A 17,608-nucleotide genomic window follows, 5' to 3' on the forward strand; every position below is an offset into this window, starting at 1 on the left:
GATATGGCCGCGCAGGGTTTGCCGGTATGATAGTCGCCCCTGCCGTCCGGATTGCGAAAACGCCCATGACCCTGCAGTACCCAACCATCGCCGATTGCGTCGGCCACACGCCTCTGGTTCGCCTGCAGCGCATGGCCGGGGCCACCAGCAACACCTTGCTGCTCAAGCTCGAAGGCAACAACCCGGCCGGCTCCGTCAAGGACCGCCCGGCGCTGTCGATGATCACCCGCGCCGAACTGCGCGGCCAGATCAAGCCTGGCGACACACTGATCGAAGCCACCTCCGGCAACACCGGCATTGCCCTGGCGATGGCGGCGGCGATCAAGGGCTACCAGATGATCCTGATCATGCCCGACAACTCCACCGCCGAACGCAAGGCGGCGATGACCGCCTACGGTGCCGAGCTGATCCTGGTCACCAAGGAAGAGGGCATGGAGGGGGCGCGCGACCTCGCTGAAAAAATGCAGGCCGAAGGCCGTGGCCTGGTCCTCGATCAGTTCGCCAACGGCGACAATCCGATCGCCCACTACAACAGCACCGGCCCGGAAATCTGGCAGCAAACCCACGGCACCATCACCCACTTCGTCAGTTCCATGGGTACCACCGGCACCATCATGGGCTGCTCGCAGTACCTGAAAGAACAGAATCCGGCGGTGCAGATCGTCGGCTTGCAACCCATGGAAGGTTCGGCCATTCCGGGGATTCGCCGCTGGCCCCATGAATACCTGCCGAAGATCTTCGACGCGGCCCGCGTCGACCGCGTGATGGACATGTCCCAGCAGGAAGCCGAGGAAACCACGCGCCGCCTGGCCCGTGAAGAGGGCATTTTCTGCGGCGTGTCGTCCGGCGGTGCGGTGGCGGCCATGTTGCGCCTGTCCCGTGAAGTCGAGAACGCGGTGATGGTCGCCATCATCTGCGACCGCGGCGATCGCTACCTGTCCACCGGCCTGTTCGACCCGACCTGATGTCCAGAAAGAAAAGCAACGGCGGCCTGCGTTTCCAGCCGACCGGTGGCAACCGTGCCACACAAATTCCGCTGGGCAAGAAGCAGCGCCTGCTGATCGAGCGCGTGGCCGGCGATGGGCGCGGCATTGCCTTCCTCGAAGGGCGCACCTGGTTCGTCAGTGGCGCGCTGGGCGGCGAAGAGGTCGAGGCGCGGGTGCTGGGCGCCCGTGGCAAGGTGGTCGAGGCACGCCTGGAACGGGTGTTCCAGGCCAGCCCCGAGCGGCGCGAGGCGCCGTGCCGGCACTACGCGCGCTGCGGTGGTTGCAACCTCCAGCACCTGCCCCATGACGGCCAACTGGCGCTCAAGCAGCGTCTGCTCGCCGAGCAGTTGCAGCGCGTCGCCGGCGTGCAGCCGGACGAATGGGCCGCGCCGCTGTGTGGGCCTGAGTTCGGCTACCGGCGGCGGGCGCGGGTGGCGGTGCGCTGGGATGTGAAACAACGTCAGCTTGACGTGGGTTTTCGTGCCGAAGCCAGCCAGGACATCGTTGCCATCGACGACTGCCCGGTACTGGTACAACCCTTGCAGGCGATCATGCGCCACCTGCCGACCGTGCTGCGCAGCTTGAGCAAGCCCCAGGCACTGGGGCATGTGGAGTTGTTCAGCGGCACGGCTGAAGCGGTACTGGTCCGGCACGTGGCAGCATTGCCTGCTGAAGACCTGGCGCGCCTGGAGGCATTCTGCCGGGAAGCCGGCGCTCAGCTTTGGTTGCAGGGCGAAGGCGAACCGGCGCCCGTGGACGCCGCGCAGAAGCTGGGTTTTGCCCTGGAACCCTGGGGGATGGAGCTGGCCTGGCGGCCGGGCGACTTCGTCCAGGTCAATGCCCAGGTCAATACCCTGATGATCCAGCAGGCCCTGGCCTGGCTGGCGCCACAGGCCCATGAGCGGGTGCTGGACCTGTTCTGCGGCCTGGGCAACTTCGCCCTGCCGCTGGCCCGGCAGGCGCGTGAAGTGGTGGCGGTGGAAGGCGTGCAGGCGATGGTCGAGCGTGCCGAAGCCAATGCCCACGGTAACAATGTGCATAACGCACGGTTTTTTCAGGCCGATTTATCGCAGCCTTTGGCGGGCGCCGGATGGGTCGCCGAAGGCTTTTCTGCGGTACTCTTGGATCCACCGCGCGACGGGGCCTACGAGGTGGTGCAAGGCATCGCCCGGCTCGGCGCGAAGCGGCTGGTCTACGTATCGTGCAACCCGGCCACGCTGGCGCGAGACACGCAGGTGCTGGTCGGGCAGGGGTACCGGTTAAAAAGGGCCGGGATTCTCGACATGTTTCCTCAGACGGCGCATGTCGAGGCCATGGCGTTATTCGAGGCGGGCTAGCCAGGCTGGCCCTCTTGGTGCCGTGTCCAGGGAGTGGAGGCGGCACAGGTGAAAGCCAGCGCACCTGCGTGGTGCGCTGTATGGGAAGGTAAAACAAAGATGGTACAGGTGAGAGTGCACCAGCCGGTCAACAACGACGGCAGTATCAATCTCGAGGCATGGCTCGATCATGTGGTGAGCGTCGATTCGCAGCTCGATCGCGCGGCATTGAAGGACGCCTGCGAATTCGCCCATGAGGTCGAGAAAAAGGGCAACCCGGCCAAGCATTCCTGGGCGGACGGGACGTCCAGTTTCCAGGCGGGCCTGGAAATCGCCGAGATCCTCGCGGACCTCAAGCTCGACCAGGACTCGCTGGTGGCCGCGGTCATCTACCGCTCGGTGCGCGAAGGCAAGGTGACCCTTGCCGAAGTCGGCCAGCGTTTCGGGCCGGTCGTCTCCAAGCTGATCGACGGCGTGCTGCGCATGGCCGCCATCAGCGCCAGCCTCAGCCCGCGCCAGTCGCTGGTGCTGGGCTCCCAGGCGCAGGTCGAGAACCTGCGCAAGATGCTGGTGGCGATGGTCGACGACGTGCGCGTTGCGCTGATCAAGCTCGCCGAACGCACCTGCGCCATTCGTGCGGTGAAGGCCGCCGATGACGAGAAGCGCCTGCGCGTGGCTCGCGAAGTCTTCGATATCTATGCGCCGCTGGCGCACCGATTGGGTATCGGCCATATCAAGTGGGAACTCGAGGACCTGTCGTTCCGCTACCTCGAGCCCGACCAGTACAAGCAGATCGCCAAGCTGCTGCACGAACGGCGGCTGGACCGCGAGCGCTTCATCAGCGATGTGATGAACCAATTGCAGAACGAGCTGCTGGCCACCGGCGTCAATGCCGACATCAGCGGCCGGGCCAAACACATCTATTCGATCTGGCGCAAGATGCAGCGCAAGGGCCTGGAGTTCAGCCAGATCTACGACGTGCGCGCAGTGCGCGTGCTGGTGCCGGAGGTCCGTGACTGCTACACCGCGCTGGGCATCGTGCACACCCTCTGGCGGCACATCCCCAAGGAGTTCGACGACTACATCGCCAACCCCAAGGAGAATGGCTACCGCTCGCTGCACACGGCGGTGATCGGCCCCGAGGGCAAGGTATTGGAGGTGCAGATTCGCACCCACTCGATGCACGAGGAAGCCGAGCTGGGCGTCTGCGCCCACTGGCGCTACAAGGGCACCGACGTCAAGCCCAGCTCCAACCACTACGAGGAGAAGATCTCCTGGTTGCGCCAGGTGCTCGAGTGGCATGAAGAGCTGGGCGATATTGGCGGGCTGGCTGAACAGTTGCGGGTCGATATCGAACCGGACCGGGTCTATGTGTTCACCCCGGACGGCCATGCCATCGACCTGCCCAAAGGCGCCACGCCGCTGGACTTCGCCTACCGCGTGCACACCGAGATCGGCCACAACTGCCGTGGCGCCAAGATCAACGGGCGCATCGTACCGCTCAACTACAGCCTGCAAACCGGCGAGCAGGTGGAGATCATCACCAGCAAGCACGGTAGCCCGAGCCGCGACTGGCTGAACTCCAACCTCGGTTATGTCACCACCTCGCGGGCGCGAGCCAAGATCGTTCACTGGTTCAAGTTGCAGGCCCGCGACCAGAACGTCGCCGCCGGCAAGACCCTGATCGAGCGCGAGCTGAGCCGCCTGGGCCTGCCCCAGGTGGACTTCGAGCGCCTGGCGGAGAAGGCCAACGTCAAGACCGCCGAGGACATGTTCGCCGCCCTGGGCGCGGGCGACCTGCGCTTGGCGCACATGGTCAACGCCGCCCAGCAACTGCTCGAGCCCGAGCGCATCGAGCCGGTCGAGCTGATCCCGCGCCAGGCCCGGGGTATCCGCGCCGGCAAGCGCAGCGATATCCAGATCCAGGGCGTCGGCAACCTGCTCACGCAGATGGCTGGCTGCTGCCAGCCGCTGCCGGGCGACGCCATCGTCGGTTATATCACCCAGGGTCGCGGCGTGAGCATTCACCGCCAGGACTGCGCCTCGGTGCTGCAACTGGCGGGCAAGGAGCCGGAGCGGATGATCCAGGTCAGCTGGGGGCCGATCCCGGTGCAGACGTATCCGGTGGATATCGTCATCCGCGCCTACGACCGCCCGGGCCTGCTGCGCGACGTGTCGCAGGTGCTGCTCAACGAGAAGATCAACGTGCTGGCGGTCAACACCCGCTCGAACAAGGAAGACAACACCGCATTGATGTCGCTGACCATCGAGATCCCTGGCCTGGATGCCCTTGGGCGTTTGCTTGGGCGGATCTCGCAGTTGCCGAACATCATCGAGACGCGGCGTAACCGTACCCCTTGATACCGAGGTGGCCTCTTCGCGGGTAAACCCGCTCCTACAGGATTGCGCGATACCTGCAGGAGCGGGTTTACCCGCGAAGAAGCCTCTACCGAAGGACCTGCCCAACAATGACCTACACCCTTGAAGACCTGCTGCACCTCATGGCCCGCCTGCGCGACCCGCAGCACGGCTGCCCGTGGGACCTGAAGCAGGACTACGCCAGCATCGTCCCGCACACCCTCGAAGAGGCCTACGAAGTCGCCGACACCATCGAGCGCGGCGATTTCGAGCACCTGCAGGGAGAACTGGGCGACCTGCTGTTCCAGGTGGTCTACTACAGCCAGCTGGCGCGGGAGGAAGGGCGTTTCGAATTCACCGGCGTGGTCGATGCGATCACCCGCAAGCTGATCCGCCGCCATCCCCACGTCTTCCCCACGGGCGATCTCTACGCGCCGCTGGACACCCCCGCGCTGAGCGAGGCCCAGGTCAAGTCGCGCTGGGAGGAGATCAAGGCCGAGGAGCGCGCCGAAAAGAGCGAGCCCGAACAGCTGTCGCTGCTGGATGACGTACCCGCGGCATTGCCTGCGCTGTCCCGCGCCGCCAAGCTGCAGAAGCGCGCAGCCACGGTCGGTTTCGACTGGCCCGAGGCGCTGCCGGTGCTGGACAAGGTGCGCGAGGAGCTCGATGAAGTCCTGCAAGCCATGGCCGATGGCGACAGCGACGCCCTGGAGGATGAGCTGGGTGACCTGCTGTTCGCCACCGTCAACCTCGCCCGGCACCTCAAGCACGACCCGGAAAACGCCCTGCGTCGGGCCAATCGAAAGTTCGAGCGGCGTTTCCGTTTTATCGAGCAGGCATTGCGCGAGCAGGGCCTGTCCATCCAAGATCGTACCCTCGACGAGCTGGACGCCCTCTGGGGCGAGGCCAAGCGTCAGGAAAAGAACCTGCCCAGCTGCGGCTGAGCTGATGCATAAGTGAGTGAACACCGATGAGCCTTTCCCTTCGCGACCAATTGCTCAAAGCCGGTCTGGTCAACCAGAAACAGGTTTCTCAGACCAACAAGGCTGAGAAGAAACAGAAACGCCTGGAGCACAAAGGCCAGGTCGAGGTGGACGACAGCCAGCAGCGCTTGGCCAAGGAAGCCATGGCCGATAAAGCCAAAAAGGATCAGGAGCTGAACCGCCAGGTCCAGGAAAAGGCCGAGCAGAAAGCCCGTGCCGCGCAGGTCAAGCAACTGATCGAAGCGACCCGCCTGCCCAAGCTGACCACCGAGGACTACTACAACTTCGTCGATGACAAGAAGGTCAAGCGCATCGCCGTCAACGCCCTGATGCGCAGCAAGTTGAGCAACGGCGCGCTGGCGATCGTCGCCCATGGCGGTGGCTACGAGGTGATTCCGCGCGAGGCAGCGGTGAAGATCCAGGAGCGCGACCCTAACCGCATCCTGCTGCTCAACACTCACGTAGAGGAAGCGGACGAAGATGATCCTTACGCCGCCTACAAGATCCCTGACGATCTGATGTGGTAAGCATGAAAAACCCCGCCTTGGCGGGGTTTTTCATTTCAAGACGGGATCATGGCGAAGGGCGTTGGTTCTCGAGGTACTCGAGCTCCATGCGGTACTGGTGAGCCTGTTGTTCGTTGTGGAACATCCCGACCAGTTGGCCTTGCTGATGCACGTCCCAGATCCGCAGGCCAGCGGCCTGGCCTTCGTGGGACATTTTCGATTCGTCGCGTTCGGTTACTTGGACTGTCATCGTCAAACTCCACTGCTTGGTTGGCTGCGGCACTCTGTCGCAGGCCTTCTTTATAGAATTTGTTAGCAGGCTAAGTAAATAAAACGGCGATGAAACAAGTTTCATGATGCGCTGGTGCCCCTGTAGGAGCCAGCCTTGCTGGCGAATGGCTTCACGCCGATGCCGGATATTGCGTTGCCGGGTTCGCCAGCAAGGCTGGCTCCTACAAGGGGCGTGCTCATCAGGCATGAAAAAGCCCCGCACAAGGCGGGGCTTGGAGTGTAGCTGGCGACGGTATCAGTTGCCCTTGACCGCCTTGCCATCGACCGTGCCATCCTGCAGCACGATCACGTATTCCTTGCCATCGGTCTCGACCTGGCGCAGTTGCACCAGCAGGTAGTCCCAGTCCTTGGCGAACCACAGCTCGGTGATGCGCTTGCTCTGGCTTGGGTCGCGCACGCGCTCGACCTTGATCGCCTCGACCTGGCCAGCCTTGGTGGCGATCTTTTCGCTGCCCAGGACTCGGAAGTCGTAGGTGTCGATTTCGTCACCGTCGACCACCTGGTAGGTCATGCTCTTCTTGCCCGCCGCCACATCGTGCTGCAGGGCCAGTTGATACGACGACTTGTCCAGCACGCCGCGGTTGAGTGGCAGGCTGATAGCATCGCCACGGTCACTGCCGGTGACTTTCTTGCTGTTCCAGTCAAAGCTCAGGTCGACTTTCTTCGCCTTGCCCAGGCCACCGCGCTCGAAGTGGTACTTCTGCGGCAGCAAGGTGTCGTTGTCGAGCTTCAGGGTGCTTTGCTCGGTCAGGCTGGCGATCATCATGGAGGCCTTGAAGTTCAGGTCCCATGTGCCGTTGGCGTTCTTGACCAGGCTGCGTTCGGCGGTACCGCTCATGGGCAGCTGCTTCCAATCGGCGGTGTAGCTGGCCGCGAACGGCTTCAGGTCAGCTGCCTGGAGCGGCAGGGCAAGCACGGCGAGAGCCAAGAGCAGGGCGCGACGCATAAATTCTCCTAATTTCGAATCAAGTGACCGCTGGCCGCCAGCGGCTGGCCATCCAGTAATGCACCCTGTTCGCCCAGACGCAAGCGTCCTTCGGCGAACCAGCGCACCGCCAGCGGGTAGATCAGGTGTTCCTGCACATGTACCCGCTGGGCCAGTGTCTGCGGTGTGTCGCCCGCAACCACCGGAACCACAGCCTGTACGACCAGAGGCCCGCCATCGAGTTCCTCGGTGACGAAGTGCACGCTGCAGCCATGTTCCCGGTCGCCAGCCTCCAGCGCGCGCTGGTGGGTGTGCAGGCCTTTGTACAACGGCAGCAATGACGGATGTATGTTGAGCAGGCGGCCTTGATAGTGACGCACGAAACCACCGCTGAGAATGCGCATGAAGCCGGCCAGCACCACCAGGTCGGGGGCGAAGCCGTCGATCAGCGCCATCAGCGCCGCGTCGAAGGCCTCGCGGCCATCGAAACCGGTGTGTTCGAGCACGGCCGTGTCGATGCCGGCGGCCTTGGCGCGTTCGAGGCCGTAGGCATCGGCGCGGTTGGAGATCACCGCGCGGATGCGGGCTGGGCTGTCACTGGCGCTGGTACTGTCGATCAGCGCCTGCAGGTTGCTGCCGGAGCCCGACAGCAACACCACCACGTTACAGGTCTTGCCCGGCATCAGTGTGCCTTGAGGTTGTGCAGCTCGACCTGGGCGGCGCCTTCGGCGGCCACGTCGATGCGGCCGATCACCCAAGGCTGTTCGCCTTCGGCGCGCAGTACGTTCAGGGCGTTTTCGACCTGGTCCTGGGCCACGCAGATGACCATGCCCACGCCGCAGTTCAGCACGCGGTGCATTTCATGCTCGTCGACGTTGCCCTTTTCCTGCAGGAAGTCGAATACCGCCGGGCGCTGCCAGCTGGCCACGTCGACCACGGCCTGGGCGCCTTTTGGCAGGACGCGCGGGATGTTGTCCAGCAGGCCGCCGCCAGTGATGTGGGCCATGGCCTTGACCGCGCCGGTCTGCTTGATCAGTTGCAGCAGCGGCTTGACGTAGATGCGGGTCGGGGCCATCAGCAGGTCGGCCAGCGGCTTGCCATCGAGCTGGGTGTTGTCGATGTCGGTGCCGGACACTTCGAGAATCTTGCGGATCAGCGAGTAGCCGTTGGAGTGCGGGCCGGAGGACGGCAAGGCGATCAGGGCGTCGCCGGTGACCACTTTCGAGCCGTCGATGATGTCGGCCTTTTCCACCACGCCGACGCAGAAACCGGCCAGGTCGTAATCCTCGCCTTCGTACATGCCTGGCATTTCAGCGGTTTCACCACCGACCAGCGAGCAGCCGGCCAGTTCGCAACCGGCGCCGATGCCGGTGACCACAGTGGCGGCCACGTCGACGTTGAGCTTGCCAGTGGCGTAGTAGTCGAGGAAGAACAGCGGTTCTGCGCCGCACACCACCAGGTCGTTGACGCACATGGCGACCAGGTCCTGGCCGATGCTGTCGTGTTTGTTCAGGTTAAGTGCCAGGCGCAGTTTGGTGCCGACGCCGTCGGTGCCGGAGACCAGCACCGGCTGCTTGTAGCCGGCCGGGATCTCGCAGAGGGCGCCGAAGCCGCCCAGGCCACCCATGACTTCAGGGCGTGCGGTGCGCTTGGCGACGCCCTTGATGCGTTCGACCAGTGCTTCGCCGGCGTCGATGTCTACACCGGCGTCCTTGTAGCTCAGGGAGGGTTGCTTGCTCATTGATCCAGGCCTTTAAGAGGGAGGGATTCGTGGAAAACGACCGGGACGGCCAAGGCCGGCTGCAAGGTGCGGCGGCTGCCTGTTCGTCTCTGGTCTGCGAAGGCGCGCGATTTTATCAGGGTTGCCCCTCAGCGGCCATCCTCAGGCCGACGGGCTGGCCGGAAAATGTCGGCGGAGACAGTGTTTCAAAGTGTGCGACTGGTTGCCGCGCCTGTGCCTGTATAAGGTATACCCATGGCGACGGGTGCACATGGCCGGGCTCATGAAGCATTTTCCGGCCCGGCGCGGTCAGAGTCGAACGGCCGGCACGCGCCGCCCCATGGTTATCTGGACAGGAATCCTCAATGCGTCTTCTCAACTACCTCGCCGCAGGTTGCCTGGCGTTCGTCGCTGTCGCGGCGCAAGCCGACAAGGTTTCCGGCCTTTACCAGGTGCGTGAGCCGCTCGAAGGGCAGGGCGGCGAGGCCCGCGCCCAGGCCACCAGCAAGGCCCTGGACACGCTGGTGCTGCGCCTGACCGGCGACCCCAAGGCACCTCAGAGCCCTGCGCTGGCTGCCTTGCGCAAGGATCCGCAGCAGATCATCAACCAGGTCGGCACCGAGGCCGGGCCGCCCGAGTCGGTGCTGGTCGAGTTCGACCCCGGCAGTACCGAGCGCGCCTTGCGCCAGGCAGGCCTGGCCTTGTGGGGCAACAATCGGCCGTCGATTCTGGTCTGGTGGCTGAACGACAATGTCGACGGCAGCAGCCTGGTCGGTGACGGCCAGGGCAGCGCCGAACCCCTGCGCCGCGCCGCGCAGCACCGCGGCCTGCCGCTGCGCTTGCCATTGGCCGACCTGCAGGAACAATTGGTCGCCAATGCCAAGCAACTTGAAGGCAGCGAGCCCGGGCCCTTGCGTGAAGCGTCCGAGCGCTATGGCGCCAACGCCTTGTTGGCGGTGCATGCTCACGAATCCGAGGGCAAGTGGCAGGGCAAGTGGCAGCTGTGGTTGGGCGACCAGCGCGAGCAGGGCAGTGCCGAAGGCGCCGACCAGGCTGCCCTGGCCGACGCGCTGATGCTGGCGGTGAGCAATCGACTGGCGCCACGCTACGTCACCCGTCCGGGTGCCAGCAGTGACCTGCAAGTCCAGGTGCAGGGCATGAACCTGCAGCGCTACGCCGAGCTTGCCCGCGTGCTCGAGCCTTATGGCGCGCGCCTGCAGAGGGTCGAGGGCGCGACCCTGACCTACGCCGTCACCGGCAATCGCGATCAATTGCGCGCCCAGCTGGGCCTGGCCAAATTGCAGGAACTGCCTGCCGAGCAGGTGCCTGCAACGCCGCCCGCGGCGTCTCAGGCTGAGCCTGGCGTGGCGTTGCCCACGCCAACCAGGCCGTTCGACGGCCTGCGTTTTCGCTGGTAAGGAGTAACCTGCATGATCGAACTGCGTCGCTGGATCTGGCTGGGCGCTGCCCTGCTGATCGCCGTGTTGCTGTATTTGCTGCACAACATTCTTTCACCGTTCCTGGTGGGCATTCTTCTCGCCTACCTGGCGGATCCACTGGTCGACCGCCTGGAGCGGGCAGGGCTGTCGCGAACCTGGGGCGTGGTGGTGGTGTTCAGCCTGTTCACCCTGATCTTCCTGGCTCTGCTGCTGGTGTTGATCCCCATGCTGGCCAAGCAGTTGCTGCGCCTGTACGAACTGGCGCCACAGATGCTCGACTGGCTGCAGCACGTGGCCTTGCCTTGGGCGCAGAGCCGGCTGGGCCTGGCCGACGGCTTCTGGAAATTCGACAAGATCAAGGCCGCCATCGGCGAGCACATGGGCCAGACCACCGATATCGTCGGTGTGCTGCTGTCCCAGGCCACCGCCTCGAGCCTGGCGCTGATCGGTTGGCTGGCCAACCTGGTGCTGATCCCGGTGGTGGGCTTCTATCTGCTGCGTGACTGGGACCTGATGATGGCCAAGCTACGCAGCCTGCTGCCGCGTCAGCGCGAGCCGCAGGTGGTGGGGCTGGCGGGGGAGTGCCATGAGGTGCTCGGCGCGTTCGTGCGTGGCCAACTGCTGGTGATGCTCGCCCTGGGCGTCATCTATTCCACTGGCCTGATGCTGGTGGGCCTGGAACTTGGCCTGCTGATCGGCATGCTGGCAGGGCTGGCGGCGATCGTGCCGTACATGGGCTTCATCATCGGGATCGGCGCGGCGCTGGTGGCGGGCTTGTTCCAGTTCGGTGGCGAGCTGTACCCGATGCTGGGCATCGTCGCGGTGTTCATGGTCGGGCAGGCGCTCGAGGGCATGGTGCTGACGCCGCTGCTGGTGGGTGACCGCATCGGCCTGCACCCGGTGGCGGTGATCTTCGCCATCCTGGCCGGTGGCGAGCTGTTCGGCTTCACTGGCGTGCTGTTGGCCCTGCCGGTGGCGGCGGTGATCATGGTGCTGCTGCGGCATGTGCACGACCTGTACAAGGAGTCGGACATGTATGCCGGGGAGATTGACCCGGACCTTTAGCAATTGTTCGCCGGCAAGCCGGCTCCTACAGGTACCGCGCCGCCTGCGGAGGGTAGGAGCCGGCTTGCCGTCGATGGGCTGCTGGGCAGCCCCAATGCCAGGTAAAACCATGCAACTTCTTGATTTTACATGTGCTATTCCCCTCGCCGATTGTGCCGCCCGCGTTGCGGGTATAGACTTTGCACACTGTTCACCAAAGGCCCCCTGCGGTCCCCGCGACCGCCCGCGAGCATGAAACCGATCCAGTTGCCCCTGGGTGTGCGTCTGCGCGATGACGCCACCTTCATCAACTACTACCCGGGCGCCAATGCCGCGGCATTGGGCTACGTCGAGCGGTTGTGCGAAGCCGACGCCGGCTGGACCGAGAGCCTCATCTATCTATGGGGCAAGCAGGGCGTTGGTCGTACCCACCTGCTGCAGGCCGCCACCCACCGTTTCCAGCAGTTGGGCGAGCCCGCTGTCTATCTGCCGCTCGCGCAATTGCTCGAGCGTGGCGTCGAGCTGCTCGACCATCTTGAACAGTACGAACTGGTGTGCATCGACGACCTGCATGTGATCGCGGGCAGGGCGGACTGGGAAGAGGCCATGTTCCACCTGTTCAACCGCCTGCGTGACAGCGGTCGACGCTTGCTCCTGGCCGCGTCCAGTTCACCTCGCGAACTGCCGATCAAGCTGGCGGACCTCAAGTCCCGGCTCACTCTCGCGCTGATTTTCCAGATGCGCGGCATGTCCGATGAAGACAAGCTGCGTGCCTTGCAGTTGCGCGCCTCGCGCCGCGGCCTGCACCTGACCGACGAGGTCGGCCACTTCATCCTGACCCGCGGCACGCGCAGCATGAGCGCCTTGTTCGACTTGCTCGAGCGCCTCGACCAGGCTTCGCTGCAAGCCCAGCGCAAGCTGACGATCCCGTTCCTCAAGGAAACCCTGGGCTGGTAAGCCCTTCAAACAGGGGCTTGCAGCCTCGAACCAGAAAAGTCACATGTTTTTCGATAAAATTTGCAAATGGTCCCGATAGAAGGCATAGTTTCCCCCTTCTAAAGGATTACAGACACGGTCGTGCCCATGCTGAAGCGCTTCGCACCCCTCGTGCCACTTGCACTTGTGACCCTGTTGTTCGGTTGCGCCTCCCAAGGCCCGGTCTCGCAGCAGCAGGATCAACACCACATCGCCGCCCAGTCGATCAACTCGAAGGCTTCTGCTTCTTCCGTATTCAGTGAGGAAGAGCTGGCCACCGAAGAAGACATGGACGCATTCTCCAGCAATGGCAAGCCCTATCAGCTGCCTGTGCTGGCCGACAGCATTCTCGAGCGCGGCATGGCCTTGATCGGCACCCGCTACCGCTTTGGCGGCACCTCGGAGCAGTCGGGCTTCGATTGCAGCGGCTTCATCGGCTATCTCTTCCGTGAGGAAGCGGGCATGAACCTGCCGCGCTCGACCCGCGAGATGATCAATGTCGACGCCCCCAAGGTGGCTCGCAACAAGCTCAAGCCAGGCGACCTGCTGTTCTTCAGCACCAATGGCCGTGGCCGTGTGAGCCATGCCGGCATCTACCTGGGTGACAACCAGTTCATCCACTCCAGCAGCCGCCGCAGCGGTGGCGTGCGTATCGACAGCCTTGGCGATCGCTACTGGAGCAAGACCTTCATCGAGGCCAAGCGCGCGCTCGCCATGGCGCCGACCACGATCTCGCGCAATTGATTTGATATCAAAATGCTGTAACCTCGCACGGCGGCGTAGCTGAAAAAGCTCGCCGCCGTGCGCATTTACAGAAAGTGTCTAATCTAATCTCTCAACTCTTTTGGCTTCGGCTGCGGCCGGACGGTCTTCGACAGGACGTTACCATCATGGCGATGTTGGCGCGCTTCGCACTCCTTTCCCTCGCGGCACTGCTCGCCGCCTGTTCGAGCCGCGCCCCGGCGCCTGCGCCGACGTCCAAGCCCCCGGTATCGTTCAATCAGCAGCCGGCCTCCTCGCCAGCCGCGGACGATGTGCTGTTCCGCGCCATCGGCTTGGTGGGCACGCCCTACCGTTGGGGTGGCAACACGCCGGACTCCGGCTTCGATTGCAGCGGCCTGATCGGCTACGTCTACCGTGATGCCGCCGGCATCAGCCTGCCGCGTACCACCCGCGACATGATCGTGATGCGTGCGCCGAACGTGGATATCAACGCCCTGCAGTCGGGCGACCTGGTGTTCTTCGCCACTGGTGGTGGTTCGCAGGTCAGCCATGCCGGAATCTACGTGGGCGAGGGCCGCTTCGTGCATGCGCCGTCCACCGGCGGCACCGTGCGCCTGGACTACCTGTCCAGCAATTACTGGTCCCGCGCCTACCTGCAGGCCAAGCGCGTGCTGCCGCCTGGCCACTTGGCGCAGAACCCTTGACCAGGTGGGCGTGCCCCTGATCGGGACCGCCCCGCACTATTCTTCTACCGCTACTCCCTGCGCTTTGCCGATCAGGATGTCTGTCCCATAACGACATCCCTGGAGCGGTTCATGAGCACCATCAAGGAACGGGTCGAGCGCAGCCTCGCCGCACTGGACGCCGGGCGGCCGCTGGCGGCCCTGGTGGAGGAGATACAGTGGCAGCAGCAGCTCGCGTACCTTCAATGGCTGGAAGCATTCCGGGACACCGACCAAGTCGATGCGCCTGGTTGAGTTGGTGATCGAGCGCTTCGATGTGCAGTTTCAAGATGCACCTGACCTGCTGGATCAGGTCGGAGGCTTCTACCGGCAGGGCGCGCGGGTCGGCCAGTTCGATGAGCGCAATGAAGTTCGGTTGTTGGCGCGCGAGGTTCAAAAGGACCTGTGGGCGCTGGATTTCGCCGAGGTCTATCGAGCCGCAATCGAGCATTTCTGGTCCGGCTATGGCCGGCATTTCCGGGTCATCGCCAAGATCAACCTGCTTGGGCAAGCCGCCAAGGCTCTGGACAGCGATCTGATCAGCCAGCTCGACTGGCTGCGGCTGCGTGCGGTGGCAGCGGATGGCCTGACGGCGGGCGTACTACCGACCCTGGCGTTGTTGCAGCAGGACGCGACCCGCTCGCCGTTGACCGTCAGCCGCTATGCCTTCGGCGAAGCGGACCGCGGTAGCTTGTACCGGCTGACGGCTACGGATGGGCGCGTCGTACTGTATATGCCGTGGTCGCATGAGGCGGTGCGTGGGTTCGATTCCGAATTGGCCATGGCCCGCTGGTTGCGTCAGCACCTGCAATCGGCCCAGGCGCTGCAGGAATTTGTCGACGGGGCGCACGCCAATCCGCGAGATGATAGCGGCAGGAGACTGATCAAGGTACACCTGCAAGGCGTTGCCGACAGTCGTTCCGACGAGATGGCCATGGTGGCGCTCTCGTTGTTCAAACGTGAGCCGGGCAAGGCGTTGTTCGAGGTTCTGGTCGATCAGGTTTCGATCGAGATGCAGCAGACTGCCGAGGTCATTCGGAGTAATGCGGACCTGCGCAAGGCAATGTGGCGGGGTTACCTGTCGGCGTTTCTCAAGGTATTCGGTGGCTTTGCCCCCCTGGGCTGGCCTATGAGTTTGGCCCTGCTGGGAGCCGGTGTTGGCAAGGTGGGGTTGGATGTTGACGCTTCGGTCCATGCCTTGGACGAGCAGGCCCGCCGCAATGCATTACGGGAGGCCATGCTCGACAGCCTGTACACGGCCTTGAACATGGTCGATATCAGCTTCACTTCAAGCTTCGCCTCGCTGGCTTACGAAGCGCCGCCCCATGAGTTCAGGGTGTCACTTGGACAATGGCATGAGGTGCGCAGCGCCACCTTGCCGGTTGAAGGGCTGGAGGCCAACACGCTGGTGGCCAGTGAGCTGCTGCAAAGTGGCCGTTTGCGTGGTGTGCGCGTAGGCAATGATGGCAGTTGCTGGATTACCCTCAACGGCTTGATCTATCGGGTGCGCTATAGCCATGAGTTGTCTGTCTGGCTGATCGTGCCGCCGGACAACCCGTTCGCGTTCATCGCGCTGCACCCGGTGCGTCTGAGCGATGAGGGCGAATGGGAGCTGTTGGAGCCGCCACGGCTGCTGGCTGGGGCCCCTCCGGTACAGGCGGAGCTAGCCAGCCTGCGCTCGGAACTTTGGGATACCTATAGCCGGACAGACCTGTGGCAGAGCGCCAAGCTGTCGACCAAGGCCATCGTCCGGCAGAAGGATTTGTTGATCGGTGCGGGCGTTGTCGAGCTGCTGCCCGGTCAGGTGTACGACCTGGATGCCCAGGGCCTGCCGTGTATCCTGGTCGCAGGCAAGCCGGTGTACTCCTATCGCCAGGGGCGGCAGTTTGCCAATGCGTTGATCGAGGATTACACCCACGAGGCCTCTAAGTGCAACGATGTATTTCGCTATGGCACCTATGCAAATCCGGACATGGATGACTACATCGGCCGTCTTGCCGACACCTTGGAGGCGTTGCCCAAGAGCAATGCCGTCACGCTGTATCGCGGTGGTAACGCCGCACGGGGCACCGGTGGCGAAGGTTATCGCAGTGGTCGCCTGCAAGTGGGCGATATCCTGGTCAACACCGACCTGAGTTCTTTCACCGAGAACCCCTATAAGGCCTGCGAGTTCGCATCGACCAGCAGTGGCGCAGAGGATGATGGCGTGATACGCGCGTTCGATGACAGCTCGGTGATCTTCGAGTTGCCGGCGCAGCGTTATCAAGACGGTACGCCGATCAGTCCGTTCTCGCTCTATCCGATGGAAGCTGAAACCCTGTTCCTGCCGGGGCATTACTTCCGGATAGAGGGGTTACAGCAGGTATATGGGGAGGGCTATCGCTTCATTCATGTGCAGTTGGCTCGGGTGGCCGAGCCCGGCACGGCGACCGTATATGACCTGCGGACCGGTCAACCTTTCAACCAGGAGGCCTACCGCGGGCGTTTCAGGAGCCAGGCGGTGGTGGACCGGTTCTTCCCGCCAGCCTTGGCCGGCGCTGAGGCGTAGCCGCTCGGCGTGGTGTGTCCTCAGGCCTGCTTGAGCAGCAGCGCCACGCCGGGGAAATACTGCCCCAGCTCGTTGTGCAGCTTGCGGTAGGCGTAAGGGAAGTACCAGGCGATCGCGCAGGCCGTGTGTTTTTGCAGGTCGTCGACCAGGTCCTGCAGTTCCTCGGGGCTGGCGTGCTGGCCGGCCTTCCACGGGGTGACGAACAGCGCGCCGGCCTTGAGTTGGCTGGCATAGGCAATTGGCTTGGCCAGGGTGGCGGCTTCCTGAAGGGCCGCCGCCAGGTCCAGGCGGGCGATGCGCGGCCAGCGTTGGCTGGCATGCAGGTGCACGGTCGCCTCGGCACTGCTGATCGACAGGTCGCAGCGCCCCTCGCGTTCACCCTCGTCGCGCTGTTTCTTGCTCGCATAGTGTTCCAGCGCCACCAGTTCGCCTTGCCAGGCAGCCGCCGCAAGCACGCCGACGTTGGCGGCCGCGCCATGCCAGTAAGGCGCTTCGTTGTCGCCCTGGATCTGGTTGAAGCGATCGATGCAGTCGACCCAGCGCTCGAGGGCCGGGCGCAGGAACTCCAGGCTCGGGTTGTTGATGATCAGGCCTTGCATGCTGCGCTCTCCTTGTCATTGTGATCGAGGTCAGCCGAAATGGTGGCTATGTGATATCACTGTTTTGAGTGTGGCACAAGCTGGCGGATCGGCCATTGATCCAGGCCAGATCGGCCCTCGTTCGATTGACGCTCCCGGTACAACCCTCTAACCTTCGCGGCGTGTTTCAGGTGCCCTGCGAACCCAGGTTCGGCAGGGTGAAACTGGGAAGCCGGTGGGCGCCAGCAAGGCGCGATTCCGGCGCTGCCCCCGCAACGGTAGATGAGTCGACGGCTGCGCATGGCCACTGGATTTCGTGATCCGGGAAGGCGCGTGGCCTGGGCATGGCCCCACTCATGAGCCCGGAGACCGGCCTGTCACTGCCAACGGCATCACGGAGGGTGATGCGCGGTGCGATGTGGCCTGCGCCACGGTCCCTGCGCGTTCTCCGTGTGCCCGCCTATTACCTGTCACCTGTCGGTGGCAGCCTGCGG

17 protein-coding genes, 1 pseudogene and 1 riboswitch are annotated in these 17,608 nt (G+C 63.9%); of the genes and pseudogenes, 13 read left to right on the forward strand and 5 right to left on the reverse strand.

Annotation, left to right across the window (positions count from 1 at the left end):
- The first annotated feature begins 65 nt into the window (after nt 1-65).
- From cysM to P5705_RS18895, 5 genes are all read left to right on the forward strand, one after another.
- Complete coding sequence (gene cysM, locus P5705_RS18875) at nt 66-965, forward strand: cysteine synthase CysM (RefSeq protein WP_277462463.1); 900 nt, start codon at nt 66-68, stop codon at nt 963-965.
- Nucleotides 965-2,323: a 23S rRNA (uracil(1939)-C(5))-methyltransferase RlmD gene (rlmD, locus tag P5705_RS18880; RefSeq protein WP_277462464.1), complete on the forward strand. Its 1,359-nt coding sequence runs from the start codon at nt 965-967 to the stop codon at nt 2,321-2,323. Before cysM ends, rlmD begins: the two co-directional genes overlap by 1 nt.
- A gap of 99 nt (nt 2,324-2,422) precedes the next feature.
- A complete protein-coding gene (gene relA, locus P5705_RS18885; protein WP_248919035.1) occupies nt 2,423-4,663 on the forward strand; it encodes a GTP diphosphokinase in 2,241 nt (746 codons plus the stop codon).
- A gap of 107 nt (nt 4,664-4,770) precedes the next feature.
- The gene (gene mazG / locus P5705_RS18890; protein WP_277462465.1) at nt 4,771-5,604 is read left to right on the forward strand and encodes a nucleoside triphosphate pyrophosphohydrolase; all 834 of its coding nucleotides are present in this window, start codon (nt 4,771-4,773) and stop codon (nt 5,602-5,604) included.
- 26 nt (nt 5,605-5,630) lie between these two features.
- A complete protein-coding gene (locus P5705_RS18895; RefSeq protein ID WP_277462466.1) occupies nt 5,631-6,170 on the forward strand; it encodes a DUF2058 domain-containing protein in 540 nt (179 codons plus the stop codon).
- A 46-nt stretch (nt 6,171-6,216) separates the two neighbouring features.
- On the opposite strand, the gene P5705_RS18900 is transcribed toward P5705_RS18895, so the two are convergent.
- The 4 genes from P5705_RS18900 to purM form a co-directional block, all read right to left on the reverse strand.
- Nucleotides 6,217-6,399 (reverse strand): hypothetical protein, encoded by a 183-nt coding sequence (locus P5705_RS18900; RefSeq protein WP_277462468.1) that lies wholly within the window; start codon nt 6,397-6,399, stop codon nt 6,217-6,219.
- Between the two features lie 276 nt (nt 6,400-6,675).
- Nucleotides 6,676-7,386 carry a DUF3108 domain-containing protein gene (locus P5705_RS18905; protein ID WP_277462469.1) on the reverse strand — a complete coding sequence of 237 codons (711 nt, stop codon included), beginning with the start codon at nt 7,384-7,386 and terminating at the stop codon, nt 6,676-6,678.
- Nucleotides 7,387-7,394: 8 nt separating this feature from the next.
- Nucleotides 7,395-8,048 (reverse strand): phosphoribosylglycinamide formyltransferase, encoded by a 654-nt coding sequence (gene purN / locus P5705_RS18910; protein ID WP_277462470.1) that lies wholly within the window; start codon nt 8,046-8,048, stop codon nt 7,395-7,397.
- A complete protein-coding gene (gene purM, locus P5705_RS18915) occupies nt 8,048-9,106 on the reverse strand; it encodes a phosphoribosylformylglycinamidine cyclo-ligase (protein ID WP_277462472.1) in 1,059 nt (352 codons plus the stop codon). The genes purN and purM overlap by 1 nt, the downstream gene beginning before the upstream one ends.
- A 344-nt stretch (nt 9,107-9,450) precedes the next feature.
- Here purM and P5705_RS18920 point away from each other — a divergent pair, with 344 nt between their 5' ends.
- The 8 genes and pseudogenes from P5705_RS18920 to P5705_RS26260 all read left to right on the forward strand — a co-directional run bounded on the left by P5705_RS18920 (nt 9,451) and on the right by P5705_RS26260 (nt 16,536).
- Nucleotides 9,451-10,503, forward strand: coding sequence for a DUF2066 domain-containing protein (locus tag P5705_RS18920; protein WP_277462475.1), 1,053 nt, complete (start codon nt 9,451-9,453; stop codon nt 10,501-10,503).
- A 12-nt stretch (nt 10,504-10,515) separates the two neighbouring features.
- Nucleotides 10,516-11,589 carry an AI-2E family transporter gene (locus P5705_RS18925; RefSeq protein ID WP_248919041.1) on the forward strand — a complete coding sequence of 358 codons (1,074 nt, stop codon included), beginning with the start codon at nt 10,516-10,518 and terminating at the stop codon, nt 11,587-11,589.
- A 231-nt stretch (nt 11,590-11,820) separates the two neighbouring features.
- Nucleotides 11,821-12,525 carry a DnaA regulatory inactivator Hda gene (hda, locus tag P5705_RS18930; protein WP_277462476.1) on the forward strand — a complete coding sequence of 235 codons (705 nt, stop codon included), beginning with the start codon at nt 11,821-11,823 and terminating at the stop codon, nt 12,523-12,525.
- Nucleotides 12,526-12,651: 126 nt separating this feature from the next.
- Nucleotides 12,652-13,287, forward strand: a complete 636-nt coding sequence (locus P5705_RS18935) for a C40 family peptidase (protein ID WP_044487806.1) — start codon at nt 12,652-12,654, stop codon at nt 13,285-13,287.
- Nucleotides 13,288-13,433: 146 nt separating this feature from the next.
- On the forward strand, nt 13,434-13,970 hold the full coding sequence (locus P5705_RS18940) for a C40 family peptidase (RefSeq protein WP_277462477.1): 537 nt from the start codon (nt 13,434-13,436) through the stop codon (nt 13,968-13,970).
- A 111-nt stretch (nt 13,971-14,081) separates the two neighbouring features.
- Nucleotides 14,082-14,243, forward strand: coding sequence for a hypothetical protein (locus P5705_RS18945; RefSeq protein WP_277462479.1), 162 nt, complete (start codon nt 14,082-14,084; stop codon nt 14,241-14,243).
- A pseudogene (locus P5705_RS26255) lies at nt 14,218-14,769 on the forward strand (dermonecrotic toxin domain-containing protein); the annotation flags it as partial. The gene P5705_RS18945 and the pseudogene P5705_RS26255, both read left to right, overlap by 26 nt.
- A 486-nt stretch (nt 14,770-15,255) precedes the next feature.
- The gene (locus P5705_RS26260; protein WP_346780511.1) at nt 15,256-16,536 is read left to right on the forward strand and encodes an ADP-ribosyltransferase; all 1,281 of its coding nucleotides are present in this window, start codon (nt 15,256-15,258) and stop codon (nt 16,534-16,536) included.
- Between the two features lie 20 nt (nt 16,537-16,556).
- Here the strand turns inward: P5705_RS26260 and P5705_RS18955 are convergent, their stop codons facing one another.
- A complete protein-coding gene (locus P5705_RS18955; protein WP_277462483.1) occupies nt 16,557-17,135 on the reverse strand; it encodes a hypothetical protein in 579 nt (192 codons plus the stop codon).
- 151 nt (nt 17,136-17,286) lie between these two features.
- Nucleotides 17,287-17,506: riboswitch (cobalamin riboswitch) on the forward strand.
- The last annotated feature ends 102 nt before the right edge of the window (nt 17,507-17,608 follow it).

Origin of the sequence: Pseudomonas entomophila, assembly GCF_029478665.1 — a bacterium.
GTDB classification, from domain to species: Bacteria; Pseudomonadota; Gammaproteobacteria; order Pseudomonadales; family Pseudomonadaceae; genus Aquipseudomonas; species Aquipseudomonas entomophila_F.